The sequence below is a fragment of the Psychrobacter sp. Ps6 genome, from assembly GCF_022129235.1.
Classification (GTDB): domain Bacteria; phylum Pseudomonadota; class Gammaproteobacteria; order Pseudomonadales; family Moraxellaceae; genus Psychrobacter.
In genome coordinates this window covers 321,516-343,472 of record NZ_JADQAI010000002.1, presented here as the reverse complement: position 1 = coordinate 343,472, position 21,957 = coordinate 321,516, and the positions used below count along the sequence as shown (strand labels likewise).

19 protein-coding genes are annotated in these 21,957 nt (G+C 45.1%); 9 read left to right on the top strand and 10 right to left on the bottom strand.

All coding sequences use genetic code 11. The features are described from left to right. Positions 1-21: 21 nt before the first annotated feature. From I3255_RS04105 to I3255_RS04090, 4 genes are all read right to left on the bottom strand, one after another. The gene (locus I3255_RS04105) at positions 22-597 is read right to left on the bottom strand and encodes a L,D-transpeptidase family protein (RefSeq protein ID WP_238037122.1); all 576 of its coding nucleotides are present in this window, start codon (positions 595-597) and stop codon (positions 22-24) included. Positions 598-705: 108 nt separating this feature from the next. Further along, entirely contained in the window at positions 706-1,497 is a 792-nt protein-coding gene (locus I3255_RS04100; protein ID WP_238037121.1) for an SDR family NAD(P)-dependent oxidoreductase, read from the bottom strand. Between the two features lie 72 nt (positions 1,498-1,569). Then, a complete protein-coding gene (locus tag I3255_RS04095) occupies positions 1,570-3,273 on the bottom strand; it encodes an AMP-binding protein (RefSeq protein ID WP_238037119.1) in 1,704 nt (567 codons plus the stop codon). Between the two features lie 267 nt (positions 3,274-3,540). Continuing rightward, positions 3,541-4,659 (bottom strand): DNA topoisomerase IB, encoded by a 1,119-nt coding sequence (locus I3255_RS04090; protein WP_238037118.1) that lies wholly within the window; start codon positions 4,657-4,659, stop codon positions 3,541-3,543. 175 nt (positions 4,660-4,834) lie between these two features. Between I3255_RS04090 and I3255_RS04085 the strand changes: the two genes are divergently transcribed. Continuing rightward, the gene (locus I3255_RS04085) at positions 4,835-5,287 is read left to right on the top strand and encodes a GNAT family N-acetyltransferase (RefSeq protein ID WP_238037117.1); all 453 of its coding nucleotides are present in this window, start codon (positions 4,835-4,837) and stop codon (positions 5,285-5,287) included. Positions 5,288-5,379: 92 nt separating this feature from the next. Here I3255_RS04085 and I3255_RS04080 read toward each other — a convergent pair whose 3' ends face one another. The 4 genes from I3255_RS04080 to I3255_RS04065 form a co-directional block, all read right to left on the bottom strand. Next, a complete protein-coding gene (locus I3255_RS04080; protein WP_238037115.1) occupies positions 5,380-5,664 on the bottom strand; it encodes a pyrimidine/purine nucleoside phosphorylase in 285 nt (94 codons plus the stop codon). A gap of 42 nt (positions 5,665-5,706) precedes the next feature. Continuing rightward, a protein-coding gene (prfB, locus tag I3255_RS04075; RefSeq protein WP_238037113.1) for a peptide chain release factor 2 occupies positions 5,707-6,802 on the bottom strand; the annotation gives its coding sequence in 2 pieces (ribosomal slippage) (positions 5,707-6,729 and positions 6,731-6,802; 1,095 coding nt in all). Between the two features lie 114 nt (positions 6,803-6,916). Further along, the gene (locus I3255_RS04070) at positions 6,917-7,618 is read right to left on the bottom strand and encodes an HAD family hydrolase (RefSeq protein ID WP_238037111.1); all 702 of its coding nucleotides are present in this window, start codon (positions 7,616-7,618) and stop codon (positions 6,917-6,919) included. 159 nt (positions 7,619-7,777) lie between these two features. After that, a complete protein-coding gene (locus tag I3255_RS04065; protein ID WP_238037109.1) occupies positions 7,778-8,314 on the bottom strand; it encodes a gamma carbonic anhydrase family protein in 537 nt (178 codons plus the stop codon). Positions 8,315-8,576: 262 nt separating this feature from the next. On the opposite strand from I3255_RS04065, the gene I3255_RS04060 reads away from it, so the two are divergent. The 8 genes from I3255_RS04060 to I3255_RS04025 all read left to right on the top strand — a co-directional run bounded on the left by I3255_RS04060 (position 8,577) and on the right by I3255_RS04025 (position 20,258). Further along, the gene (locus I3255_RS04060) at positions 8,577-9,125 is read left to right on the top strand and encodes a phosphatase PAP2 family protein (RefSeq protein WP_058025191.1); all 549 of its coding nucleotides are present in this window, start codon (positions 8,577-8,579) and stop codon (positions 9,123-9,125) included. A gap of 285 nt (positions 9,126-9,410) precedes the next feature. Beyond that, complete coding sequence (carA, locus tag I3255_RS04055) at positions 9,411-10,652, top strand: glutamine-hydrolyzing carbamoyl-phosphate synthase small subunit (protein ID WP_238037107.1); 1,242 nt, start codon at positions 9,411-9,413, stop codon at positions 10,650-10,652. A gap of 152 nt (positions 10,653-10,804) precedes the next feature. After that, positions 10,805-14,068, top strand: coding sequence for a carbamoyl-phosphate synthase large subunit (gene carB / locus I3255_RS04050; protein ID WP_238037104.1), 3,264 nt, complete (start codon positions 10,805-10,807; stop codon positions 14,066-14,068). A 326-nt stretch (positions 14,069-14,394) separates the two neighbouring features. Further along, a complete protein-coding gene (greA, locus tag I3255_RS04045; protein WP_058025194.1) occupies positions 14,395-14,871 on the top strand; it encodes a transcription elongation factor GreA in 477 nt (158 codons plus the stop codon). Between the two features lie 501 nt (positions 14,872-15,372). Next, the gene (locus tag I3255_RS04040) at positions 15,373-16,275 is read left to right on the top strand and encodes a hypothetical protein (protein ID WP_238037101.1); all 903 of its coding nucleotides are present in this window, start codon (positions 15,373-15,375) and stop codon (positions 16,273-16,275) included. Between the two features lie 236 nt (positions 16,276-16,511). Further along, positions 16,512-17,780 (top strand): putative DNA modification/repair radical SAM protein, encoded by a 1,269-nt coding sequence (locus tag I3255_RS04035; protein WP_238037099.1) that lies wholly within the window; start codon positions 16,512-16,514, stop codon positions 17,778-17,780. Positions 17,781-17,856: 76 nt separating this feature from the next. Then, the gene (locus I3255_RS04030) at positions 17,857-18,729 is read left to right on the top strand and encodes a TIGR03915 family putative DNA repair protein (protein WP_238037096.1); all 873 of its coding nucleotides are present in this window, start codon (positions 17,857-17,859) and stop codon (positions 18,727-18,729) included. A gap of 152 nt (positions 18,730-18,881) precedes the next feature. Continuing rightward, positions 18,882-20,258: a glycosyltransferase gene (locus tag I3255_RS04025; protein WP_238037093.1), complete on the top strand. Its 1,377-nt coding sequence runs from the start codon at positions 18,882-18,884 to the stop codon at positions 20,256-20,258. Positions 20,259-20,405: 147 nt separating this feature from the next. Here I3255_RS04025 and I3255_RS04020 read toward each other — a convergent pair whose 3' ends face one another. Together I3255_RS04020 and I3255_RS04015 are read right to left on the bottom strand one after the other, a co-directional pair. Next, entirely contained in the window at positions 20,406-21,188 is a 783-nt protein-coding gene (locus I3255_RS04020; protein ID WP_238037089.1) for a cupin domain-containing protein, read from the bottom strand. Continuing rightward, positions 21,163-21,903: a gamma-glutamyl-gamma-aminobutyrate hydrolase family protein gene (locus I3255_RS04015; RefSeq protein ID WP_238037086.1), complete on the bottom strand. Its 741-nt coding sequence runs from the start codon at positions 21,901-21,903 to the stop codon at positions 21,163-21,165. Before I3255_RS04015 ends, I3255_RS04020 begins: the two co-directional genes overlap by 26 nt. Positions 21,904-21,957: the final 54 nt, after the last annotated feature.

Sequence of the window (21,957 nt, the reverse complement as noted above, 5' to 3'; positions counted from 1 at the left end):
CCAAATCATAATCCGATTATGCTACTCCACAATTTTGATAGGAGTACCAAGTATCACCGCTGCCATAATTTCATCCATCTCATCATTGGTAACTGCGATACAACCATCGGTCCAATCGCGTTGTTGATTCAACCAGCCCAAATGTCCAAAGCCATTCATTTGCCCATGAATCATAATATCGCCGCCCGGATTGACCCCTAATGACTTCGCTCGTACCTTGTCTTCATCATTAGGATAGCTAATATGGATAGAACGATGCGCAATAGAGTTTTCATTTTTATAATCCAAAGTATAAATACCTGTCGGCGTACGCTGATCCCCTTCTTGCTGCTTATGACCCACTGGATTGCCGCCTAGTGCAATGCGATACGACCTGATGACGGTGCTTTGACTGATTAACTGTAAAATGCGATCTGATTTATCGACAACGATTTTATCAATAACTATTGAGGACGGTATTGGCTTGTGATGGCTTGAGAAGCTTTTGAGATACGCAATAACACTGGCGCTGATAACGACAGTAACGCAAATACTGATAAGCCAGCTGTATGGGCGTAACTTATCAGATGAATGTGTGTTTTTGCAAAAAAATAACATAGTGCTTTGATCCTCATAATGAATTTTTCGTCATTAATCATATGTATCAAAGTACTATGTCAGACTATTTAGATAAGTTTTGTGCAAAAAGAATGAATGACTCAAATGTTATACCATACGAATCGCACCATCTAAGCGGATCACCTCGCCATTTAGATAAGCATTGTCAATGATATGAGTGACCAATTTAGCAAACTCATTGGGAGCGCCTAAACGCTTAGGATAAGGCACGCCTGCCTCTAACTGTTCGCGGGCTTTTTCTGGGATAGATTCCATCATCGGCGTAGCAAAAACGCCCGGTGCGATAGTCATAACGCGGATGCCATGCCGTGCCAGCTCACGAGCAAGTGGCAAGGTCAGACCAACCACGCCTGCCTTGGACGAAGAATAGCTGGCTTGACCTACTTGACCATCAAAGGCGGCGATAGAGGCTGTATTAATAATAATGCCTTGATCTGCATTTTTTTCTACATGGTCGCCTGCACTATTGTCATTCGCTATGCGCTTGGCAATGCTAGCAGCAACCAAACGAGCTACGTTAAATGAACCGACCAGATTGATATTGACTCCGCGGCTAAATGACTCAAGGTCTGCCGGATTGTTATCACGATCTAGCAGCTTTTGTACCACTACAATACCCGCACAGTTGATTGAACCTTGTAAGCTGCCGAAAGCGTTTTCAGCCATCTCAACCGCTGATTTCACTTCATCGCCGTTAGTGATGTCACAGCGCACAAAGCGCGCACTATCACCCAGCTCAGCAACTAGTGTTTGCCCTGCTGATTCATTTAGATCAGCGATAACGACGTTACCACCCTGCTCTACAATCACACGAGCTACTGACTCTCCCAAACCTGATGCACCGCCTGTGACCAAAAAGCTGTTTTCTTTAATTTGCATGATTATTCCTTTAAATCTTCACTTTTTATTAGCTGTTTTCTATGAATCGTCTATAAACGCTCTATTGGGTAGTTACGCAGCAGATAAACTACGCAGCAAGAAGCGTTGAATTTTGCCACTTGGTGTTTTTGGTAATTCGGTCACAAACTCGACCTCACGTGGATAGGCATGAGTGGATAGACGTTTGCGTACCAGCTCTTGGATTTCTTTGGCAATCTGCTCACTGCCTTCGACGCCATCTTTTAATACCACATAAGATTTGATCGTATGTCCACGCACTTCATCTGGCACTCCTACCGCCGCAGACTCTGCGACTGCTTTGTGCTCTAACACGGTATTTTCGACATCCGTGGGCCCTACGCGGTAGCCTGCGGTAATAATGATGTCATCATCACGGCCTGAGAACCAGTAACTGCCATCGCTATGACGCTCAACCACATCGCCTGTCAGATAGTAGTCATTTGCAAAGGCTTGTTTTTCGTTCCAGCTATAACCTCGGAAATAAAAGGCAGGTGACTGACTGACCACGACTGCGAGCTGCCCTTGTTCACCATCTGGTAGTACATTCATACCATCATCTAGTACCACGAGCGTATGACCTGGTAACGCCATTCCCATCGAGCCGACTGGCGATTCGTGTTTTAGCGCATGATGAGCACAGCAAGTCATGCCGGTTTCTGTTTGCCCGTATTGATCTTTTACCTGACAGCCCAGGTAAGTCTCGACCCAGTTGACGACCTCGGTGTTCAGTGTCTCTCCTGCCGAGTTGGCGCAGCGCAAAGCGAGTTTGGCGTTATTGTCTTCATTAACACTGTCAAATACGCCGCTGGATTTCATCATACGAAATGCCGTTGGTGACGACGCCAAATTGGTAATCTGGTGGCGCACCATAAAGTCACGTGTATTAGTCGCGTCAAATCCTGCTTCATTAAAATAAGTCGTGATACCTAATAGCAGCGGCCCTGTGATGGCATAATATAAGCCATACGCCCAACCAGGATCGGCCATGTTCCAATATTGATCGTCTGCGCGCAGGTCAATGGCATAACGCATATAGAGGTAAAATGCAGGTAAGGCTGATAATGGCACACTCACGCCTTTTGACTTACCGACTGTCCCAGAGGTAAACATCTGCAAAAATGGCGCCTCCGTATCAAGCATAACGGGTACTATCGTTTGCGCCTGTGATTCCATGGACTGACGATAGTGGTCGTCACCCCACGTCTGAGCTTCCTCAGTACTGCCGACCAATACCATTTTGGTTCGCGTGGCCAAATCATCAAACTTGTGGCGATTTTCTACATTGGTAAAGACAACTTTGGTATCGGCTTTGTCCATGCGATATTTGATTGAGTCATAGCCAAAAGCAGTAAACAGCGGCTGATATACCGCGCCGATGCGCCATGTCGCCAATACAACGGTCAGCAGCTCGGGCGTACGTGGTAGCATGGTTGCGACCTTGTCCCCCGCTTTTACGCCATACGACTGTAGTAAGTTGGCAATCTGCGCACTTGCTTTATCAAGCTCACCAAAGCTCATGCGCGTGACATTGCCTGCCGTATCTTCGTGTACCAGTGCAGCAGTATCAGCGCGGCCGTCACGAACATGGCGACCACAGCACGCCATATAGGCATTTAAACGATCGTCGACATGCTCGCCAAAGATTTCTGACAACAATGTATCCATATCAAAATTATTATAATAATCGGTATAGTTTTTTGGTGTCGCTGAAGCATCTGTGTGACTGATTGTAGGAGTTTGAGAGGCGGTGTTCATAAGCTAATCCTTTAGCAATAGCAGATAAAATGATATTCATATTATAAAACGGTCATATCCTATAGACCGTCTAGTATCTTTGTATTTAACATGCTCTATTAGTAACGCATTTTTATACTTATTTCAATACATAACGTATCATTTTTATTTTATGTAAATAAGCATGACCCATAACTATTTATCATCAAATAGCCATTATTAGACTTAAAAAACTTGTAGGATCATATGTTTAAGTTATTTTCGAAGTACTTTCCAAAGCAGCGATATTTAACGATCAGCACTGAGGAAACCTAGTAAGGCTTTCTCCTCACAGCTTTGATATTTTTTAGTACGACCGCGGCGTGCTTGTTTATAATCATCATAAAATTGCCCTGCCAAAAAACGCTCAATAATGATGGGGTGAATGTACGACGCGCGGCATACGGTTGGCGTATTGCCCAGCTCTGCCGCCACGCTTTTTACCATATCGGTGACCAGCTGCTGACGCTCAGCGCTTTCTGGTGCGCTGGCAAGTATGCTAGCGCCTGCCGCCGTTTGCAGCTCGTCGTATAGATAGCTTGCCGCGAGCACGCTTGCCATCCATGTACGAAAATCTTTCGCACTATATAATTTACTTTCGCAGTCTGTGCCACATGTATGCATCCGCAAGTAGTCGTTGATATCGCTACTGTCGACGACTTGTTTATGTCCATTGTCATCTAAGTATTTAAATATTTGATAGCCCGGCAGCTCAGAACACGCCTGCACGATGTCAATCAAACGCTCATCCTGCAATTCAATATGATGCTCTTTTGCACTTTTTCCGACAAAATCAAACGCAAGTCCATTATCCGTTTCGCTGACATGCTTACTACGTAACGTACTCAGACCATAGCTTTTATTTTGCTTGGCATAGCGGCTGTTGCCAATACGAATCAACGTGGTTTCAAGCAACTTCACAACGGCAGCGAGTACATTGGTGCGTGACAATGACTCTGCTTCCAAATCTGTCTCGACCTGCGCGCGTAAATTGGGCAGCGCCTCTGCAAAGCCTATCATTGCATCAAACTTGGCTTGGTCACGAATATTATTCCACGAGGGATGATACAAGTACTGCTTACGAGATTTTTCGTCGCGTCCTGTCGATTGCAAATGGCCTTTTTCGTCTTGGCATATCCACACCTCCGACCACATGGGCGGTATCACTAATGCGTCAAAACGCTGACGCAATGCTTTGTCTTTGACTGTCTTGCCCGTGGCATCGCGATAGGTAAAGCCGCGGCCCCAACGTCTACGCTCATAACCTGGTTCGTCGTCACTCACATAGCGCAGATTGGCACGGCGTGCGAGACGCTCATAGTCATGGCGTACATCCTGCGTTGTCGACTGCTCGTTTGTTTTGCACATAAAAACACTCATCTAATAATTTTATGGTTTTAGCATAATAAACTGCGGTTATTTTTGCTGTTTGTTTGCCACGGACAAAGTGTAATCCTGTGTAAAATATAGCAGTGATAAGGGTTCTAAGTGCTGCATTTTTGAGGCATAATTCAGCACTAATCACGACTTAAGTTTATAAAAAATGAACCATTCACCTGTAAAAATAAAGCCACTAACTCTCGCCGATCATGATCTTTGGGCGCACTTATGGCAAAACTATCTGACATTTTATGAGACCAATTTGCCATCAAGCACGACGGAGACGACGTGGCGCAATCTGCTTGATGACGACATCCCTGTTTATGGATTTGGGGCGTGGAGGGATGATGTTTTGGTAGGCATTACCCATGTGGTACTGCATCCCAACACATGGAATACTAACGCGTGTTGTTACTTAGAAGATTTATACGTCGCGGATAATGTCCGTGGTCAAGGCGTAGGACGCGCATTGATTGAACATGTCTACTCCTTTGCTAAGGACCAAGACTGTAACCGCGTCTACTGGACGACACAAGAAAGTAACACCGCCGCTCGCAAACTCTATGATGCCATTGCCACTCAGACAGACATGGTGCAGTACCGTAAAGACTTATAAAGAGTGAGCTAGAGAATGACATGCCCACAAAAAAAGCCAAGCATCAAATGCTTGGCTTTTTTTATTTTGATACTACTTTACAATAAAAGTCATTATTTACCGTATACACATAAATAAGCGGTTTCTACGTCAACTTTTACTTGGAATTTTTGATTGGCTTCAACGGTAAATTGCTCGCCAGCATTAAACGTTTGCCACTCATCACTCTCTGGTAGCTTAACCGTCAATGCACCGCTCACCACACTCATAGTCTCAAACTCACTAGTGCCAAATTCATACTCACCGATTTCCATAACACCTACCGTTGCAGGCTTGGCTGCTGTTTGAAAAGCAATGGATGTCACTTTGTCATCAAAATAATTATTTACGCTTGGCATAATCTTCCTTAATTACATGTTGGTTGATATTTAAATTCTATTTTACAGTCCTGCTTTTAGACTGGCTTCGATAAACTGATCGAGATCGCCATCTAGTACCGCGCCCGTGTTAAAGGTTTCAACACCGGTACGCAGATCCTTGATACGAGAATCATCGAGCACGTATGAGCGAATCTGGCTGCCCCAGCCGACATCAGACTTATTGTCTTCAACCGCCTGTTGTTTTTCCATACGTTTTTGCATTTCAAGCTCATAGAGCTTGGCACGTAACATCTTCATCGCCGTGGCTTTGTTGCCGTGCTGACTACGTTCGTTCTGACAAGTCACCACCACGCCACTTGGCTCATGAGTAATACGTACTGCAGAATCTGTCGTGTTGACGTGCTGACCGCCCGCCCCAGATGAGCGATAGGTATCGATACGCAAGTCAGCAGGGTTGATGTCAATCTCGACATTATCATCAATCTCAGGCGAGACAAACACCGCCGCAAACGACGTATGGCGACCATTGTTGCTATCAAATGGTGATTTACGTACCAAACGATGGACGCCAATCTCAGTACGCAGCCAACCAAACGCGTAGTCGCCTTTGATCTCAATCGTGGCCGACTTGATACCCGCGACACTGCCAGCAGACACTTCAATCACGTCTACCTTAAAGCCGTGAGCTTCTGCCCAGCGTGTATACATACGCAATAGCATCTCCGCCCAGTCTTGTGCTTCGGTGCCACCACTACCTGATTGGATATCCAAGTAGCAGTTGTTTGGATCCATCTCGCCACTAAACATACGGCGGAACTCCAAATCGGCTACGCGCTGCTCGGCATCATCTAGCTCGCTCTGTACATCGGCAAGCAAGGACTCATCCTCTGCTTCTACTGCCAACTCTAGCATGGCAGACGCATCTTCTAGCGTGGTTTCAAGAGAGACCACGACATCGATAACACCATCAAGGTGGCTTTTTTCCTTATTAATCTTGGTTGCTCGCTCTGGATCATTCCACAGCTCTGGGTTTTCTAACTCTAAATTGACTTCCTCTAAGCGTTCTTGCTTGCCATCGAAGTCAAAGATACCTCCGCAAGTCCTGTCCACGCTCTGATAAGTCTTTAATTTGTTCTTGATACGGATTGATTTCCATAAGTGTTCCTGTTTTTCTAAAAAATAAATAACGCATTTGGCGCTATTTTAAATGAGATTGATCATAAATGGTTGTCTAATTATTCTTGTTCCTACTATTACTAGATTAAGCAATCTAGATTGACCAGTCTTCTACTGCCCAACGATGCGCCAAGGCATGAGCATGTAGCGCCTCATCAGGTGACACACAGATCGCCACATCCGCCCATTCTAGCAATGGAATATCGTTTTTGGAGTCTGAATAGGCATAGGTTTTTTCAAAGGTGATGCCCGCGGCTTGCTGCTTATTGAGCCATTTATCTAAATGGTAGATCTTGCCTGCCTGAAAGTTTGGTTTATCAGTCAGCTTGCCCGTATAACGCTCATCTTTTATCTCAAGCGGCGTAGCCAATACATTGGCTGACTCAATGCCAAAGCGCTTGGCAATAGCGGACACCACAAAATCATTGGTTGCAGAAATAATCACCACATCGTGCCCTTGCTCAATATGCTGGCACAATGCTTCCATTGCTTTTGGGCGAATATGTGGCTCGATTTCGCTTTTGATGTAATCTTCTCTTAGCTCATCAAGTCTATCAAGCGGCAGACTACTCAAAAACTGCGCGACGAATTCATTATACTCTGTCGCATCTAACGTCCCTTCGATATAGTCATTATAAAACTTCTGGTTGGCAGTACGATACTCAGCCTCATCGACAAGGTCGTGCTTGACGATATACTCACCCCACAGATAGTCGCTATCGACATCCAGTAAGGTATGATCTAAATCAAATAACGCCAGTTGTTTTTGTTGTGTTTGTGCTGGAACTGCCTGCATGGTGAGACCTTATCGTTGGTTGCGAAAAAATATGAATCTTTTAATAAAATTAGGTACGATTATCGACTAAGGAGGAGTACATTAATTAAATAGTACATCAATTAGATAAAGCTCGTACCTTGTGATCTGTCCACTTATAATTGCTTTAACCATTTACCTTTAGTCAGGCATCGCTATTTCTGTTAAACCTGTTTTGAATTTTTGACAACGCTCAGCATAATGCAGCGCTGACATTTTTAGCATCGCTACTTGCTCATCTGTTAACGTCTTGACCACTTTTGCAGGCGCGCCCATCACCAGGGAATTGTCAGGAATAACCTGACCTTCAGTAATTAAGGCTTTCGCCCCTATCAGGCAGTTTTTACCTATTTTGACATTATTGAGTACCACCGCACCGATACCAACCAGACTGTTATCACCGATCTCACAGCCATGCAGCATCGCTAGATGGCCAATAGTCACGTAATCACCGATAGTCACTTTGATACCTGCATCAGTGTGAATCACACTATTTTCTTGCACATTACTATAGTCGCCGATATGAATACGATCGTTATCGCCGCGTATCACCGCACCAAACCAAACATTGGCCTGATAACCCAAATACACATCACCGATTACTTGTGCCGAGTCAGCAATCCAACCGTTGAAAGGTACGGCAAACTCAGGGGTTTTGTCTAAATATTTAAATATCATCGTTTTTCCTTAGTAAGGATAATGTTATTTTGGAGTAAGTCATTGGTTATACCACAATCATTTTTATGCTTATTTGATTCGCATGTCAAAGAACCATCTCACTTTGGACCATAGCCATAAAAAATATATTTTACAGTATACAATCCCATTTAATACCTTATCGTGTGTCCACTTTATAGTACAATTAGCAAGGCCAATATTCTCATTTTGCTATCGTAGCGCCTGCCCTAACAAGTACCGCTACCCTACTAAGGACGCATCCATGCTTCGCGAAACACACGTACCTATTATCTTGTTGGCAAGTAGTGTGATCATCACCGCGCCCAGTTATGCTGAAGATACCTCAAGTTTGGAGAGAGCCGGTGACATTGTTGCGGTTGCCATACCTGCCATTGCTTATGGCAGCACGCATTATATGAATGATAAAGAGGGACGTCAGCAATTTTATCAATCATTTGCTACCAATCTTGCCGTGACCTATGCTGTGAAGTCAACCATTAATAAAGAGCGCCCTGACCATAGCGACAATGACTCCTTCCCATCAGGACATACTTCTTTGGCATTTCAGGGCGCAAGCTTCATTCATAAACGCTATGGATTAGAATATAGTATTCCAGCTTATGTTGGCGCAACTTTTGTGGGTTATAGCCGTGTTAAAGCGGAAAAACATGATGTGGCTGATGTATTTGCTGGTGCAGCACTAGGGGTTGCCAGTAGTATGTATTTGACCAAAAGCTATAACGATCAGCTTCTCATCACAACCAATCTTGCACCTGACTATTACGGGCTGTCTGTCCACTACCAGTTTTAATCACTCAGTTTGCCCTTGATACTAGCCATAAGTTACTATTTTGTATATAATACGCAAAATCTGTGCCTAAGCGAGCGGACATGATGCAAGTTACCTATTCACTATCGAGTGAGTTTTGTAGTTTTCATCAATAATGTCTTCTCGCTTTTTTGTGGAAAATTTTTGTGTGTCGCCCTTTGATTTATTTTATCTGATAGCAGTCAGGTGCGGTAAATAAAAGGATACAGAGCAAAACCCTAACCCACAAAACATGATGGCACTCACCAATAATAGCGGAGGCAATCCTTGAATTCATCGGTAGAAACACAAGCAATTTTGGCACTAGCAGACGGTACAATTTTTCGCGGTGTCAGTATCGGCAGCCTAGGTCATCGTGTTGGTGAAGTGGTATTTAATACCGCCATGACAGGGTATCAAGAAATTCTAACCGATCCAAGTTATGCGCGACAGCTGGTGACCCTAACTTATCCGCATATCGGTAATACAGGCACCAATGCCGAGGATACCGAGTCTGGTAACGGTCACAAAGTATGGGCAGACGGTCTGATCATCCGTGACGCCACTATGGCAACCTCTAACTTCCGCAACTCAGAATCACTAAGCGACTATCTACAACGTAACAATACCGTCGCTATCGCTGAAATTGATACGCGTCAATTGACCCGCCTATTACGTGATAAAGGCGCACAAAACGGTTGTATCATGACTGCCTCAAACGGTGAGACGATCACAAGCGACGACGAGCAAAAAGCGATTGAGCTGGCACAAGGCTTTGCAGGTCTAAAGGGCATGGATCTGGCAAAAGAATGCTGCACGACAGACAGTTTTGAGTGGACAGCAGGCACATGGGATCTATCAGACACCTTACTCAACCGTGACGTGGCGGGTAGCCATGACAGTGGTACTGGCGGCTTCTTTAAGCAGCTCGGCACTCATATCGATGCCAAATTCAACGTCGTTGCTTATGACTTTGGCAGCAAAACTAACATCCTGCGTATGCTCGTCGACCGCGGCTGTCACGTGACGGTGGTCCCAGCACAAACGCCTATTGCAGACGTGCTCGCGATGAACCCAGACGGTATCTTCTTATCAAATGGCCCTGGTGATCCTGCCGCTTGTGATTATGCAATCGACGCCGTACGTCACATTATTGAAGAAACAGACCTACCAACGTTTGGCATCTGCTTAGGCCATCAGCTAATCGGTCTTGCCAGCGGCGCCAATACCATCAAAATGAAAACGGGCCACCATGGTGCCAACCATCCGGTGCAAGATCTAGCGACTGGCACAGTGATGATTACCAGTCAAAACCATGGCTTTGCGGTTGATGAAGACACGCTACCAGAAAACGTTAAGTCAACGCATCGCTCATTATTCGATGGTACTAACCAAGGCATCGAGCTGACCAACAAGCCAGTCTTTAGCTTCCAAGGTCACCCAGAAGCCAGCCCTGGCCCACATGATTGTGGTCCGCTATTTGATAAGTTTGCTGAGATGATGGAAGCGGCTAAAACTGCTCAAGCTTAACGATTCATTATAACTTGATAATAAGTCAATGCTTGAATCGCTAAAAGCGGTTTGAGTAGTACTGTAACAACGCATTGTAAGTATAAAACGCCATAAGCGTTATCAAAAATAAAGATTACTTAAAATATCATCAAACGAAGGTAGCTCTAACTATGCCAAAACGTACCGACATAAAAAGCATTCTTATCATTGGCGCAGGCCCTATCGTCATCGGCCAAGCATGTGAGTTTGACTACTCAGGCGCACAGGCGTGTAAAGCACTAAAAGAAGAAGGCTACCGTGTCATCTTGGTCAACTCAAACCCTGCGACCATCATGACCGATCCTGTCATGGCGGATGCCACCTATATCGAGCCGATCACGTGGCAGACGGTTGAGCAAATCATTGCCAAAGAGCGCCCTGATGCAATTCTACCAACTATGGGCGGACAGACTGCCCTAAACTGCGCACTAGACCTAGACAAGCACGGCGTATTAACCAAATATGACTGCGAGCTAATTGGCGCGACCAAAGACTCAATCGAGATGGCAGAAGATCGCGACTTATTTGACAAAGCGATGAAGCGCATCGGCCTTGAGTGCCCACGCGCTGAAACCGCTGAAACGATGGAAGAAGCCTTCGCAACCCAAGAAAAAATGGGTTATCCCTGTATCATTCGCCCTTCATTCACTATGGGCGGTTCAGGTGGCGGTATCGCGTATAACCGCGATGAGTTCATTGAAATCTGTGAGCGCGGTTTTGATCTATCACCAAACCATCAGCTGCTTATAGATGAGTCATTGATTGGTTGGAAAGAGTACGAAATGGAAGTGGTTCGTGACAAAAACGACAACTGCATCATCATTTGTGCCATCGAAAACTTTGATCCAATGGGTGTGCATACAGGCGACTCAATCACTGTCGCGCCAGCGCAGACATTGACGGATAAAGAATATCAAATCATGCGTAACGCATCACTCGCGGTACTGCGTGAGATCGGTGTGGAAACAGGCGGCTCAAACGTCCAGTTCGGTATCAACCCTGATACGGGCCGCATGGTCGTCATCGAGATGAACCCACGTGTATCGCGCTCGTCTGCCCTAGCCTCAAAAGCAACTGGTTTCCCAATTGCCAAAATTGCAGCAAAACTAGCGATTGGTTATACGCTAGATGAATTGCAAAACGACATCACGGGTGGCAAAACGCCAGCGAGCTTTGAGCCTGCGCTTGATTATGTCGTCACCAAGATACCTCGCTTTAACTTTGAAAAATTCCCACAAGCGGACAACATCCTATCGACTCAGATGAAATCGGTCGGCGAAGTCATGGCGATCGGTCGTAATTTCCAAGAGTCTATGCAAAAAGCACTACGCGGTATGGAAACAGGCGCGGACGGTTTTGATGAGCAAGTTGATTTATCCAAAGTAAGTGCTGAAAAGGCTCGTAGCGAGATTATCAATCGCTTAACCATTCCAACTCCTGATCGTATCTACTATATCGCTGATGCGTTCCGCGTTGGTATGAGTGTTGACGAGGTATTTAATTACACCAAGATTGATCCATGGTTCTTGGTACAGATTGAAGACATCGTGAAAACTGAAGCAATCGTAAAATCACTGGGTTTTGGTGGCTTAAACGAAAACAACCTACGTCGCTTTAAGCGTAAAGGCTTGTCAGATTTGCGTTTGGCTAAATTGCTTGGTATCTCACAAAAGCAGCTACGCAAAAAGCGTTGGGATTTAGGCGTCTATCCCGTGTATAAGCGTGTCGATACCTGTGCTGCAGAGTTTGCGACCAGCACCGCTTATATGTACTCAACCTACGATAGCGAATGTGAAGCCAACCCAACTGACAAGAAAAAAATCATGGTTATCGGTGGCGGCCCTAACCGTATCGGTCAAGGTATCGAGTTTGATTATTGCTGTGTACATGCAGCGCTTGCCATGCGTGAAGACGGCTATGAGACCATCATGGTCAACTGTAACCCTGAAACGGTTTCAACCGATTATGACACCTCCGACCGTCTGTATTTTGAGCCAATCACATTAGAAGACGTGCTAGAGATCGTCCGTATCGAAAACCCAGATGGTGTGATTGTGCAGTTCGGTGGTCAAACGCCATTGAAACTTGCCCGCGCTTTAGAATCTGCGGGCGTAAAAATCATCGGCACTAGCCCTGATGCGATTGATCGCGCTGAAGACCGTGAGCGCTTCCAGCACATGATTCAGCAATTGAACTTAGTGCAACCCTCAAACGCTCTAGCCACCAGCTTAGAAGATGGCTTGGTTAAAGCAAAAGATGTGGGCTATCCACTGGTTGTACGTCCATCGTATGTCCTTGGTGGTCGCGCGATGGAAATTGTCTATAACGAAGATGAACTAAGACACTATCTACGTACCGCCGTACAAGCGTCAAACGAAGCGCCCGTATTGTTAGATCGCTTCTTGGACGATGCCATCGAAGTCGATGTGGACTGTGTATGTGACGGTACAGATGTCGTGATTGGCGGTATCATGCAGCATATCGAACAGGCAGGTGTCCACTCTGGTGACTCAGCTTGCTCACTACCGCCATACTCACTATCAGATGAGCTGTGTGATGTCATGCGTGCACAAACCGTGGCTATGGCAAAGGAGCTTGGCGTGGTTGGCCTCATGAACGTTCAGTTCGCGGTCAAAGGTGAAACGGTTTATATCTTAGAAGTGAACCCTCGTGCTGCCCGTACTGTCCCGTTTGTCTCTAAGTGTATTGGTACGTCATTAGCACAAATCGCCGCTCGCTGTATGGCTGGTACGTCACTGAAAGACCAAGGCTTTACCACTGAAATCGTTCCTTCATTTTACGCGGTTAAAGAAGCGGTATTCCCATTTGCTAAGTTCCCTGGTGTCGATCCAATCTTGAGTCCTGAGATGAAATCAACGGGTGAAGTCATGGGCGTAGGTAAGACTTTTGGCGAAGCATTTTACAAAGCCATTATCGGTAGTAATGAGCGTCTGCCAGGTCTACCGACTGAAGGCGAGACCAAGACGGTCTTTATCTCAGTTCGTGATAGCGACAAAGGACAAATCGCCCCAATCGCCCGTCAGCTTGCAGATTTCGGTTTTAATATCGTATCAACCACTGGCACGCAAAAAGTACTGAGCGACGCTGGTATTGAAAGTCAGCAAATCAACAAGGTCACTGAAGGTCGCCCGCACATCGTTGACGCCCTAAAGAACGGCAAAATTGACCTGATTATCAATACGACTGAAGGCAAGCAGGCTCAAGAGGACTCGTTCTCTATCCGCCGCAGTGCGCTACAGGGCAAAGTCTTCTATGTCACGACGTTAGGTGCAGCCGATGCGGTTTGTAAATCTTATGCCATTGACTTACCGTTTGATGTCTATAAGTTACAAGATTTGCATGAGCAAGCAAAGTCTATTGACGCGGCTGAATAATTTCAGTAGATTAAGCATAACCGCTAAGCTTATATAAAAGCTTAGCCAAGACTTGTTATTGATTATTTTGTGATAATCATACGTTAAAAAAACAATATCTTGAAAGAGACAAACCTACAAAAGCATAGTGGCTAAATTGCGACTATGCTTTTTATTACGTAAGGTTCAGTGCGCTTGGTGCTAAAAGTAGAGGTGCTAACACACAACAGCCTATTTACTGACGACACCATCTGAACCCCGCTCTTTTTATATTTCATACTCATTGCAACAACATTGACACCATCTCCTTATGAGATGGTGTGGTGTTATTGGTTTAAGGAAAAAACATGCAACGTTATCCCATGACTCCGCAAGGACATGCAGCTTTAGAAGCTGAATTAAAACAGTTAAAAAGTGTCGACCGTCCACGCATCACCGCATCGATTGCTGAAGCCCGCGAGCACGGCGATTTAAAAGAAAACGCTGAATACCACGCTGCCCGTGAGCAACAAGGCTTTTGCGAAGCGCGTATTCGTGATATCGAAGCGAAACTTGGCGGCGCACAAGTCATTGATCCTTCAACATTGCCAAAAGAAGGTCGTGTCGTGTTTGGCGTCAGCGTCATAATCGAAAACATGGACACTGAAGAAGAAAAACAGTACAAAATCGTCGGCGATGATGAAGCCGATTTCAAGGCTGGCAAAATCTCAGTTAACTCACCGATCGCGCGTGGCCTCATCGGTAAGTTTGAAGGCGATGAAGTACGTATCGAAACGCCAAAGGGCGTGGTGGAATACGAAGTGATGAAAGTCATCTACGACTAATAAGACTCACTATTTCTGATCATCCATAGGCTTGATGCTTTCAAGGTTGGATGAGAAGCTCTTTGAATAACAGCTCTTTAAATACTAGTTCTCTTAAATAGCAAACATGTTTGACAGTGACAGATACGGCTGGCTATTCGCTACCCAATAACATGGATATAAGCAACATTACGTATTGATAGCATTTATACCGTTTCGGTTACATAATGCAGCTTTTATACACGATTTGTTTTGGCGCATAATTATTTGAGTTTTTAGTGCATCGTAATTTTTATATTAGGTGATGTTACCCCGTAATATCGATGTAAATTTATACTGAAGCGCTTCTACTCAAAATAATGATGGTCTGATTATAGACACCGACTATCGTCAGTACTGATACCCTCGTTATTTGGCATACTTTTTGGTGTCATTTAGCGGGGGTTTTGCTTGTTTAGACGTTAATTATTGCTGTTTTACTTATTGCTGCTTTTTTTTATTGATACTGTTAAGGAGTCTATTATGACCATGAAATCTTATGCACCATCAGCACTAACCACCACGGTATCTGCAATACTCGCAGGTATGGTGCTTGCATCCTCAACCCATGCCGCTCCTGAGATTGCGATTAGCTCATCTGCTGGTGGTAGCACGACGGTAGTTGAACAATATTCTAATGGACAAACAGCCACTATTACTGCGACACCTAACGGTATCACCATGCAAGATGGCATGCCTTATGCGGTGACGCAGGTCACGAACGTGCCACGTTATGTCGTTCGCCAGTCTCCTATGGTTCAAGGAAGCGCAACCGTCACTAGCGTACCGGTCACCAATCGAGTGACCAACAATGTCACTAAAGTGGATGTCATCACTACGCCAGTTAGCACCGTAACACAAGTCCTGCCTGTTGCCACTGCTACTCCGTTACCTGTGATGAATGCCCCAGCGGCAACCGTCATCACTAACCAGCCATCTATCCATCCATCTGTGAGCAATCAAATCACGACGACCACGTTAGATACCTTGCAATTGACCCCGACTTTTAGCACGCCGGGTGTCGTCAATGCAAACACTAAGGTCATGAAAATCATGAAGAATAGTGCTGGACGTGAAGTTGCGGTGCCTGCCAACCATATCGCCCCTGGTGATGTCATTGAATATCACACCACCTACACCAACACCACGGCACAACCAGTTAATGATATCAATGCTATGATCTCACTCCCTAGCGGCGTGCAGTTGGTATCGTTAAATAGCCCGCTACCGACATTCGCCACCACTGGCGGCGACACCTATCAAACCATCCAGCAAGTTGGCAATACGGTCACCATACAAGAAAATTACTCTGGCCTAAAATGGAACTTAGCAAATCTTAATGCCAATGGCAATCAAACCGTCGTGATACGTGCCAAGGTTCAATAAATGACTCGTTCACTACAAATACACGTCTTTAACAGTATCATGTTGCAAAGGGTCTTGAATATTCAAGGCCTTTTTTAATGTGTGTCATATCGAGTAGCACGTATGCTCGCTCACAACCTCTTGATGGATACGACACTATCTGTCGTGTTATTTTATTAATTTTCCTATTAATACAATGACTTAATACATATTTTGGTAAAATAGTCGTTCATTAATTAATTGGTAATAACCGACTTATGGCAAACATCAATTATGAAAGATTACAGGGAAAACTCAATATCTTGGCCGATGCTGCCAAGTATGATGTCTCTTGCTCATCCTCGGCTGGTACGCGCAAAAATCAAGGCGGCGGTTTAGGCGATGCCTCAGCCACTGGTATCTGTCACAGCTATACTGAAGATGGTCGCTGTGTCAGTCTGCTAAAGATTCTTTTGACCAACCATTGCATCTATGACTGCGCGTATTGTACTTCACGTAAAAGCAACGACACGCCGCGCGCTGCTTTTAGTGTTGAAGAAGTCGTCGATTTGACCATGCAATTCTACCGCCGTAACTATATTGAGGGGCTATTTCTCAGCTCTGGTATCTTCAAAAATGGCGACTATACGATGGAGCGACTGGTCGAAGTGGCAAAGATACTGCGTACTCGCGAGCGCTTTAACGGGTATATTCATCTAAAAACCATTCCTGGCGCTTCAAAAGAGCTATTGTTAGAGGCAGGACTATATGCAGACCGTCTGAGCGTCAACATCGAAATTCCAACCAAATCAGGATTGGCTTTGCTCGCGCCAGAAAAATCACACGATCAATTAAAAGCGCCGATGGAAACAGTAAAAGAGGAAATCATCACCATCCGTGAGAGCCGCAAAACTCATAAAAAAGCACCTAAATTTACGCCCGCCGGTCAAACCAGCCAAATGATCGTTGGTGCAAGTAACGAGACTGACTTGCAGGTGATTCAGCTATCGAGTCACTTTTATAAAACCTACGATCTAAAACGCGTCTATTACTCAGGCTATGTACCGATGCTCTCTGATAATCGCTTGCCAGCGATTGGGACCCCTGTGCCGATGGTGCGCGAGAACCGTCTTTATCAAGCAGATTGGTTAATGCGTTTTTATGGGTTTGGCGCGCACGAGATTGTCGAGCCAGAGTCGCCATTTTTGGACCTAGATTGTGACCCAAAACTGGCGTGGGCGATACGCCATCGTGAACATTTTCCCGTCAATATTCAGACAGCGACTTATGAGATGATCGTACGTATCCCTGGTATCGGTACCAAGACTGCCAAAAAAATCGTCAAAGCACGCAAATTCAATCAGCTGACGCTCTATCATCTAAAAAAGATGGGAGCCGCGGTCAACCGTGCCAAGTATTTTATCGCAACCACTGGCAAAAACGAGCACCTTGCCCATTTGACGCGCGATAACTTCCGTCAGTATGTACTGGCGCAAACGCAGACCAAGTTTAAAGATCAGCGCAGTGGTCAGTTAGCTTTATTTTAGAATGGCTTTAGATAGTATATGCTAGAAAAGGTTGCCATCTCGCTACTGTATTTATGATAGAAATTTAGGATAAACCATGTCAGCACTTGTGCAAAACGACGCTTACGCTATCGGTCAGTTGACGCCTAGCATTGTGCTGTATGAGCCAAGCTTTGAGGGCTGGCTCAGCGCGGTGTTTTATGTTTATGCCAATCGATTGCAAGAAGATGCCTCACTCAAGCTCACCGCTCAAGACTGTTATGTGCCTTCCTTAATCGCGCAAGCGACTAGCGTCACCACGGATGCAGACAACGCAGAGCGCGTATTGGTTAAGCTAAATAGCTTGCTTGGTCGCTCAGGTATGCGTAATATTTTGTGGGGGTTTTTATCAGAAAAGGGCGACATCGGCACAACTTTATTCCGCGTGGTCAAATACGCCATCGACTACCCTTGCCGAAATATCATGCAAGACCTTGGTCATTTAGAGGTGCTTGAGCTAGTACAAACGGTCAAATCCGTTGGTCGCGAAAAACATCGCATGGAGGCGTTCGTGCGTTTTGAGCACACCACTGATGATATTTATTTTGCACGGGTCGAGCCTGATTTTAATGTACTGCCATTGATTGGGGAGCATTTTCGTCAGCGCTATCAGGACCAGCACTGGGCGATCTACGATCTGACTCGTGGCTATGGCATTTATTATGATAAAAGTCACAGTACGCCCGCTCGCCCCGCAGAGCTACAAACCATCACCGACCTCGATGATGCTGTCCTACGTAACCCTGCCAGTATCCACAGTCCCGATGAGCAGCGTTATCAAAAGTTTTGGCAGGGTTACTTTACCAACGTCAATATCAAAGAGCGTAAAAACCCCAAGCTGCATAGGCAGTATCTACCGCAGCGTTATTGGAAATACTTAAGTGAAAAACAAGTACTGCCCAACGCTGAGCATCTACAAAAACGCCGCTAAATACGTTTGGGCAGTTTTAAGCCAAAAAATCATGCTCATATCTGCTAGAAAGCCAAATATCTGACGCTATCTTTTTGTCTTGATGGTTGAGTTTTAAGCGCTTTTAACTGACAATAGCAGCTTGATATTACTAACCGGTGACCCACGCTATTATGAAAGTTATGCGCTTACTATCGTCTTTGAAGCATGATGAATCCGAGCGCGGCATTTTTCATCTTGGGCGCGCACTGGTCAAAAACGAGCACACCTCCATCATTGTCGCTAGTGCCAGTGAAAACAATGACTTGGTCAGACGCCTCAAGCGTGACGGTAATATTTATCATCAGCTATACATGAACAAAAAATCGTGGCTAGCATTACTGCAAGTCTCAGCACTACGGCATTTGATTGAGAAGTATGAGCCTGATGTCATTCATGTACACTCGCGCACGCCTGCATGGATATTGCATTTAGCATTGCGCCGTGCGCGCGTCAAACGTTTCCCAAAGCTGGTCTCAACCATGTATGGGTTTTATCCCATTAATAAATACTCCCAAGCCCTGCTCAATGTCGATACGATTATCACTGTATCTGATAGCGTCACCCAATACCTCAAAAAAGGTTTACGCCGTGAAGAAGTCGATCCGAAAGTCATCACGCGTATCTACCGTGGCATCGATACTCGGCGCTATCCTTATCGGCACAATCCGTCGGTCTATTGGTTGCGTCATACCTTTGCGGAATATCCTGAGCTTGAGCATAAGAAGTGGCTCGTATTTCCAACAGTCATTGGCAATGAGTATGGTCAAGAGTGGCTGATTGATATCTTGGGCAATCTACAAGAGCAATTTCCCAATATTCATGTCATCATTATGGACGATGATTATAAAGATGGTGATGTCGCTCATGAGGACTTTCGTCAACGTACTCACAGTCTGGGGTTGGCTGAGCGTATTACTTATGTGGGTAGCAAACGTAATGACATGCGTGAATGGCTATCAGCAGCTAATATCGTTATGGCACTTGCCAATGAGCCAGAGTCAATCGGCATCAATGCCCTGCAAGCGATTCATTTGGGCACCCCTGTCATTGGCTGGGATCAAGCGGCCTTTAGCGAAATCCTACAACCGCTCTATCCGCAAGGACTGGTCAAAAAACACAATGCCAACTCGTTGTGTAAAGCAGTGCGCAATCAATTGGAAAGCGTGACACGGCCTGAGATGACCAACAAATTCACCATGCGTGAGATGATCGAAAAGACCCTCGCGGTGTACCAAGGACTATACGATACTGCACTGGCAGAAGAACAAGCTGAGGCCGATGCACTCGCCGTACGAAGAATCAAAAGAAGCCTTAAAAAAACCTCTAAACCTGCCTTTGGTGCGGCGGTCAAACATGTTGAACCCATCCCCAAGCGCCCAAAAGTCAAATTGATCAAAGAAAAAGTAAAAAAAGCGGAATCGCCAGAAATAGAAGATGAAGCAAAAATAGAAGAGACAACTAGAACAGATATCAAATCAGAGGTACCTGACGCTGATCAAAACTCATAAGCTGACTGCCTACCTTTACCTGTGCAGAAGCCCATCTCAGTTACGATGATATATATTGAGCAAAAAAAATGCTATTCCCAACAATGGAAGTGGCATTTTCAATCTATATTAAGATGAGTATTCAGTTTAAAGTTACAGAACACAATCCTAATAGGTCATTGGTGTATGTGCACTGACAATACGAGACACACCATCCGTAGGATTAATAAAAGTATGCGGTTGATTGGTATCAATCACATAGCTATCCCCTTCATTTAACAAATACGTGGTCTCATTGATACGAATAATAATTTTGCCCTCGATGACTGTCCCAATCTCCTCACCTTCATGAGCAATTCTTTCTTCTGTTGAGCTATTTGGCTGATACGTTTCGATCAAAAATCCTAAGTTTCTGGTCGCGCTACAGTTATATACTTGCTTTAACGATACTCTGCTACTGGGCTCACTAAGCTCTAGCAAATCCTTTGGCGTTACAATCACTCTCGCCTTTGGCTCCTTCCACTCATCACTAAAAAACGTGGTCAAATCAGAACCTAATACTTCCAAAATCGCCTTCAAGGTATTTACGGCGGGACTCACCTTATTGCGCTCAATAGAGCTAATAGAAGTGTTTGTCAGTCCTGATAATTTCGCCAATTTACGCTGCGAGTAGCCTTTTGCAAGGCGCAGCTGATTGATTTTTTTACCGATGTCTTCTTCTATCGATTCATCAGTGTCGCTAGATGTGTCTGTTTCAGAGTCTGTCAACTCATCTTCGTCATCACTACTGATGTCATCATCTTCCTCGATATCAATATCTTTGTCACTGGTAACATCAGCGTCGATGCTGTTGCCAATTTCGCTATCAACACTTTTATCTATATCAGTGTTAGCGCTGTCAATATCTACCGGATCTTTAGTGGTGCTACTCGATTTGGGGTGTGCTGGCATAGTGAATGAATTCCGTGAATAGAAATTTGGACAAGTTATCTTGTGCATAATTTAACTCAGGATGCCATTGTACACCAATCATAAAAGGATGTTGTAACAAGCTAATGGCTTCTACCAAGCCATCAGGGGCTAGTGCTTCGAGAAATAAACGTTCACCTACTTTATTGATGGCTTGCTTATGTAAGGAGTTGACGTGCCATTTTTCACCGAACACCGCAAGTCTGCCATCAGGCTGGATAATGACATCATGTACGGGCTGATATTGGACCTCAAGTGGTTGCGTGCTGTCCTCTAAGTGCGGCTCATAAAACCCTTCTACCTCGCGCCAATCAGGGTGTAACGTGCCATCAAAGTAAACATTCATCTCTTGCAGACCCCGGCAAACGGCCAGCAGCGGCGTACCCGTTCTGTCTGCATAAGCCAGTAATTTAAAGCTTAACTCATCACGGCCCAAATCTTGTTTTGCTTCGCTGTGCGTTGCGCCGTAACGTGCTGGTGCCACATTGCTGTAGCTGCCTGTTAGTAAAATACCGTCTGCGATCGCCAATAGCGCATCAAAATTTCCGTCATCAGCGGCTGTACTTGGTAGCAATATAGGATTACCGCCATAAAAATTCACCGCATCGATATATTTTTGATACACCGCTTGAGAGGGCTGACCATCGACCATCTTGTGACAAGCAACAATCGCGATGATAGGTCTAGAATTTTTCATGTCGTTTTCCCTATTGATAACAATGAAGCCTAGCAGGCGATATTGTTTGATTCC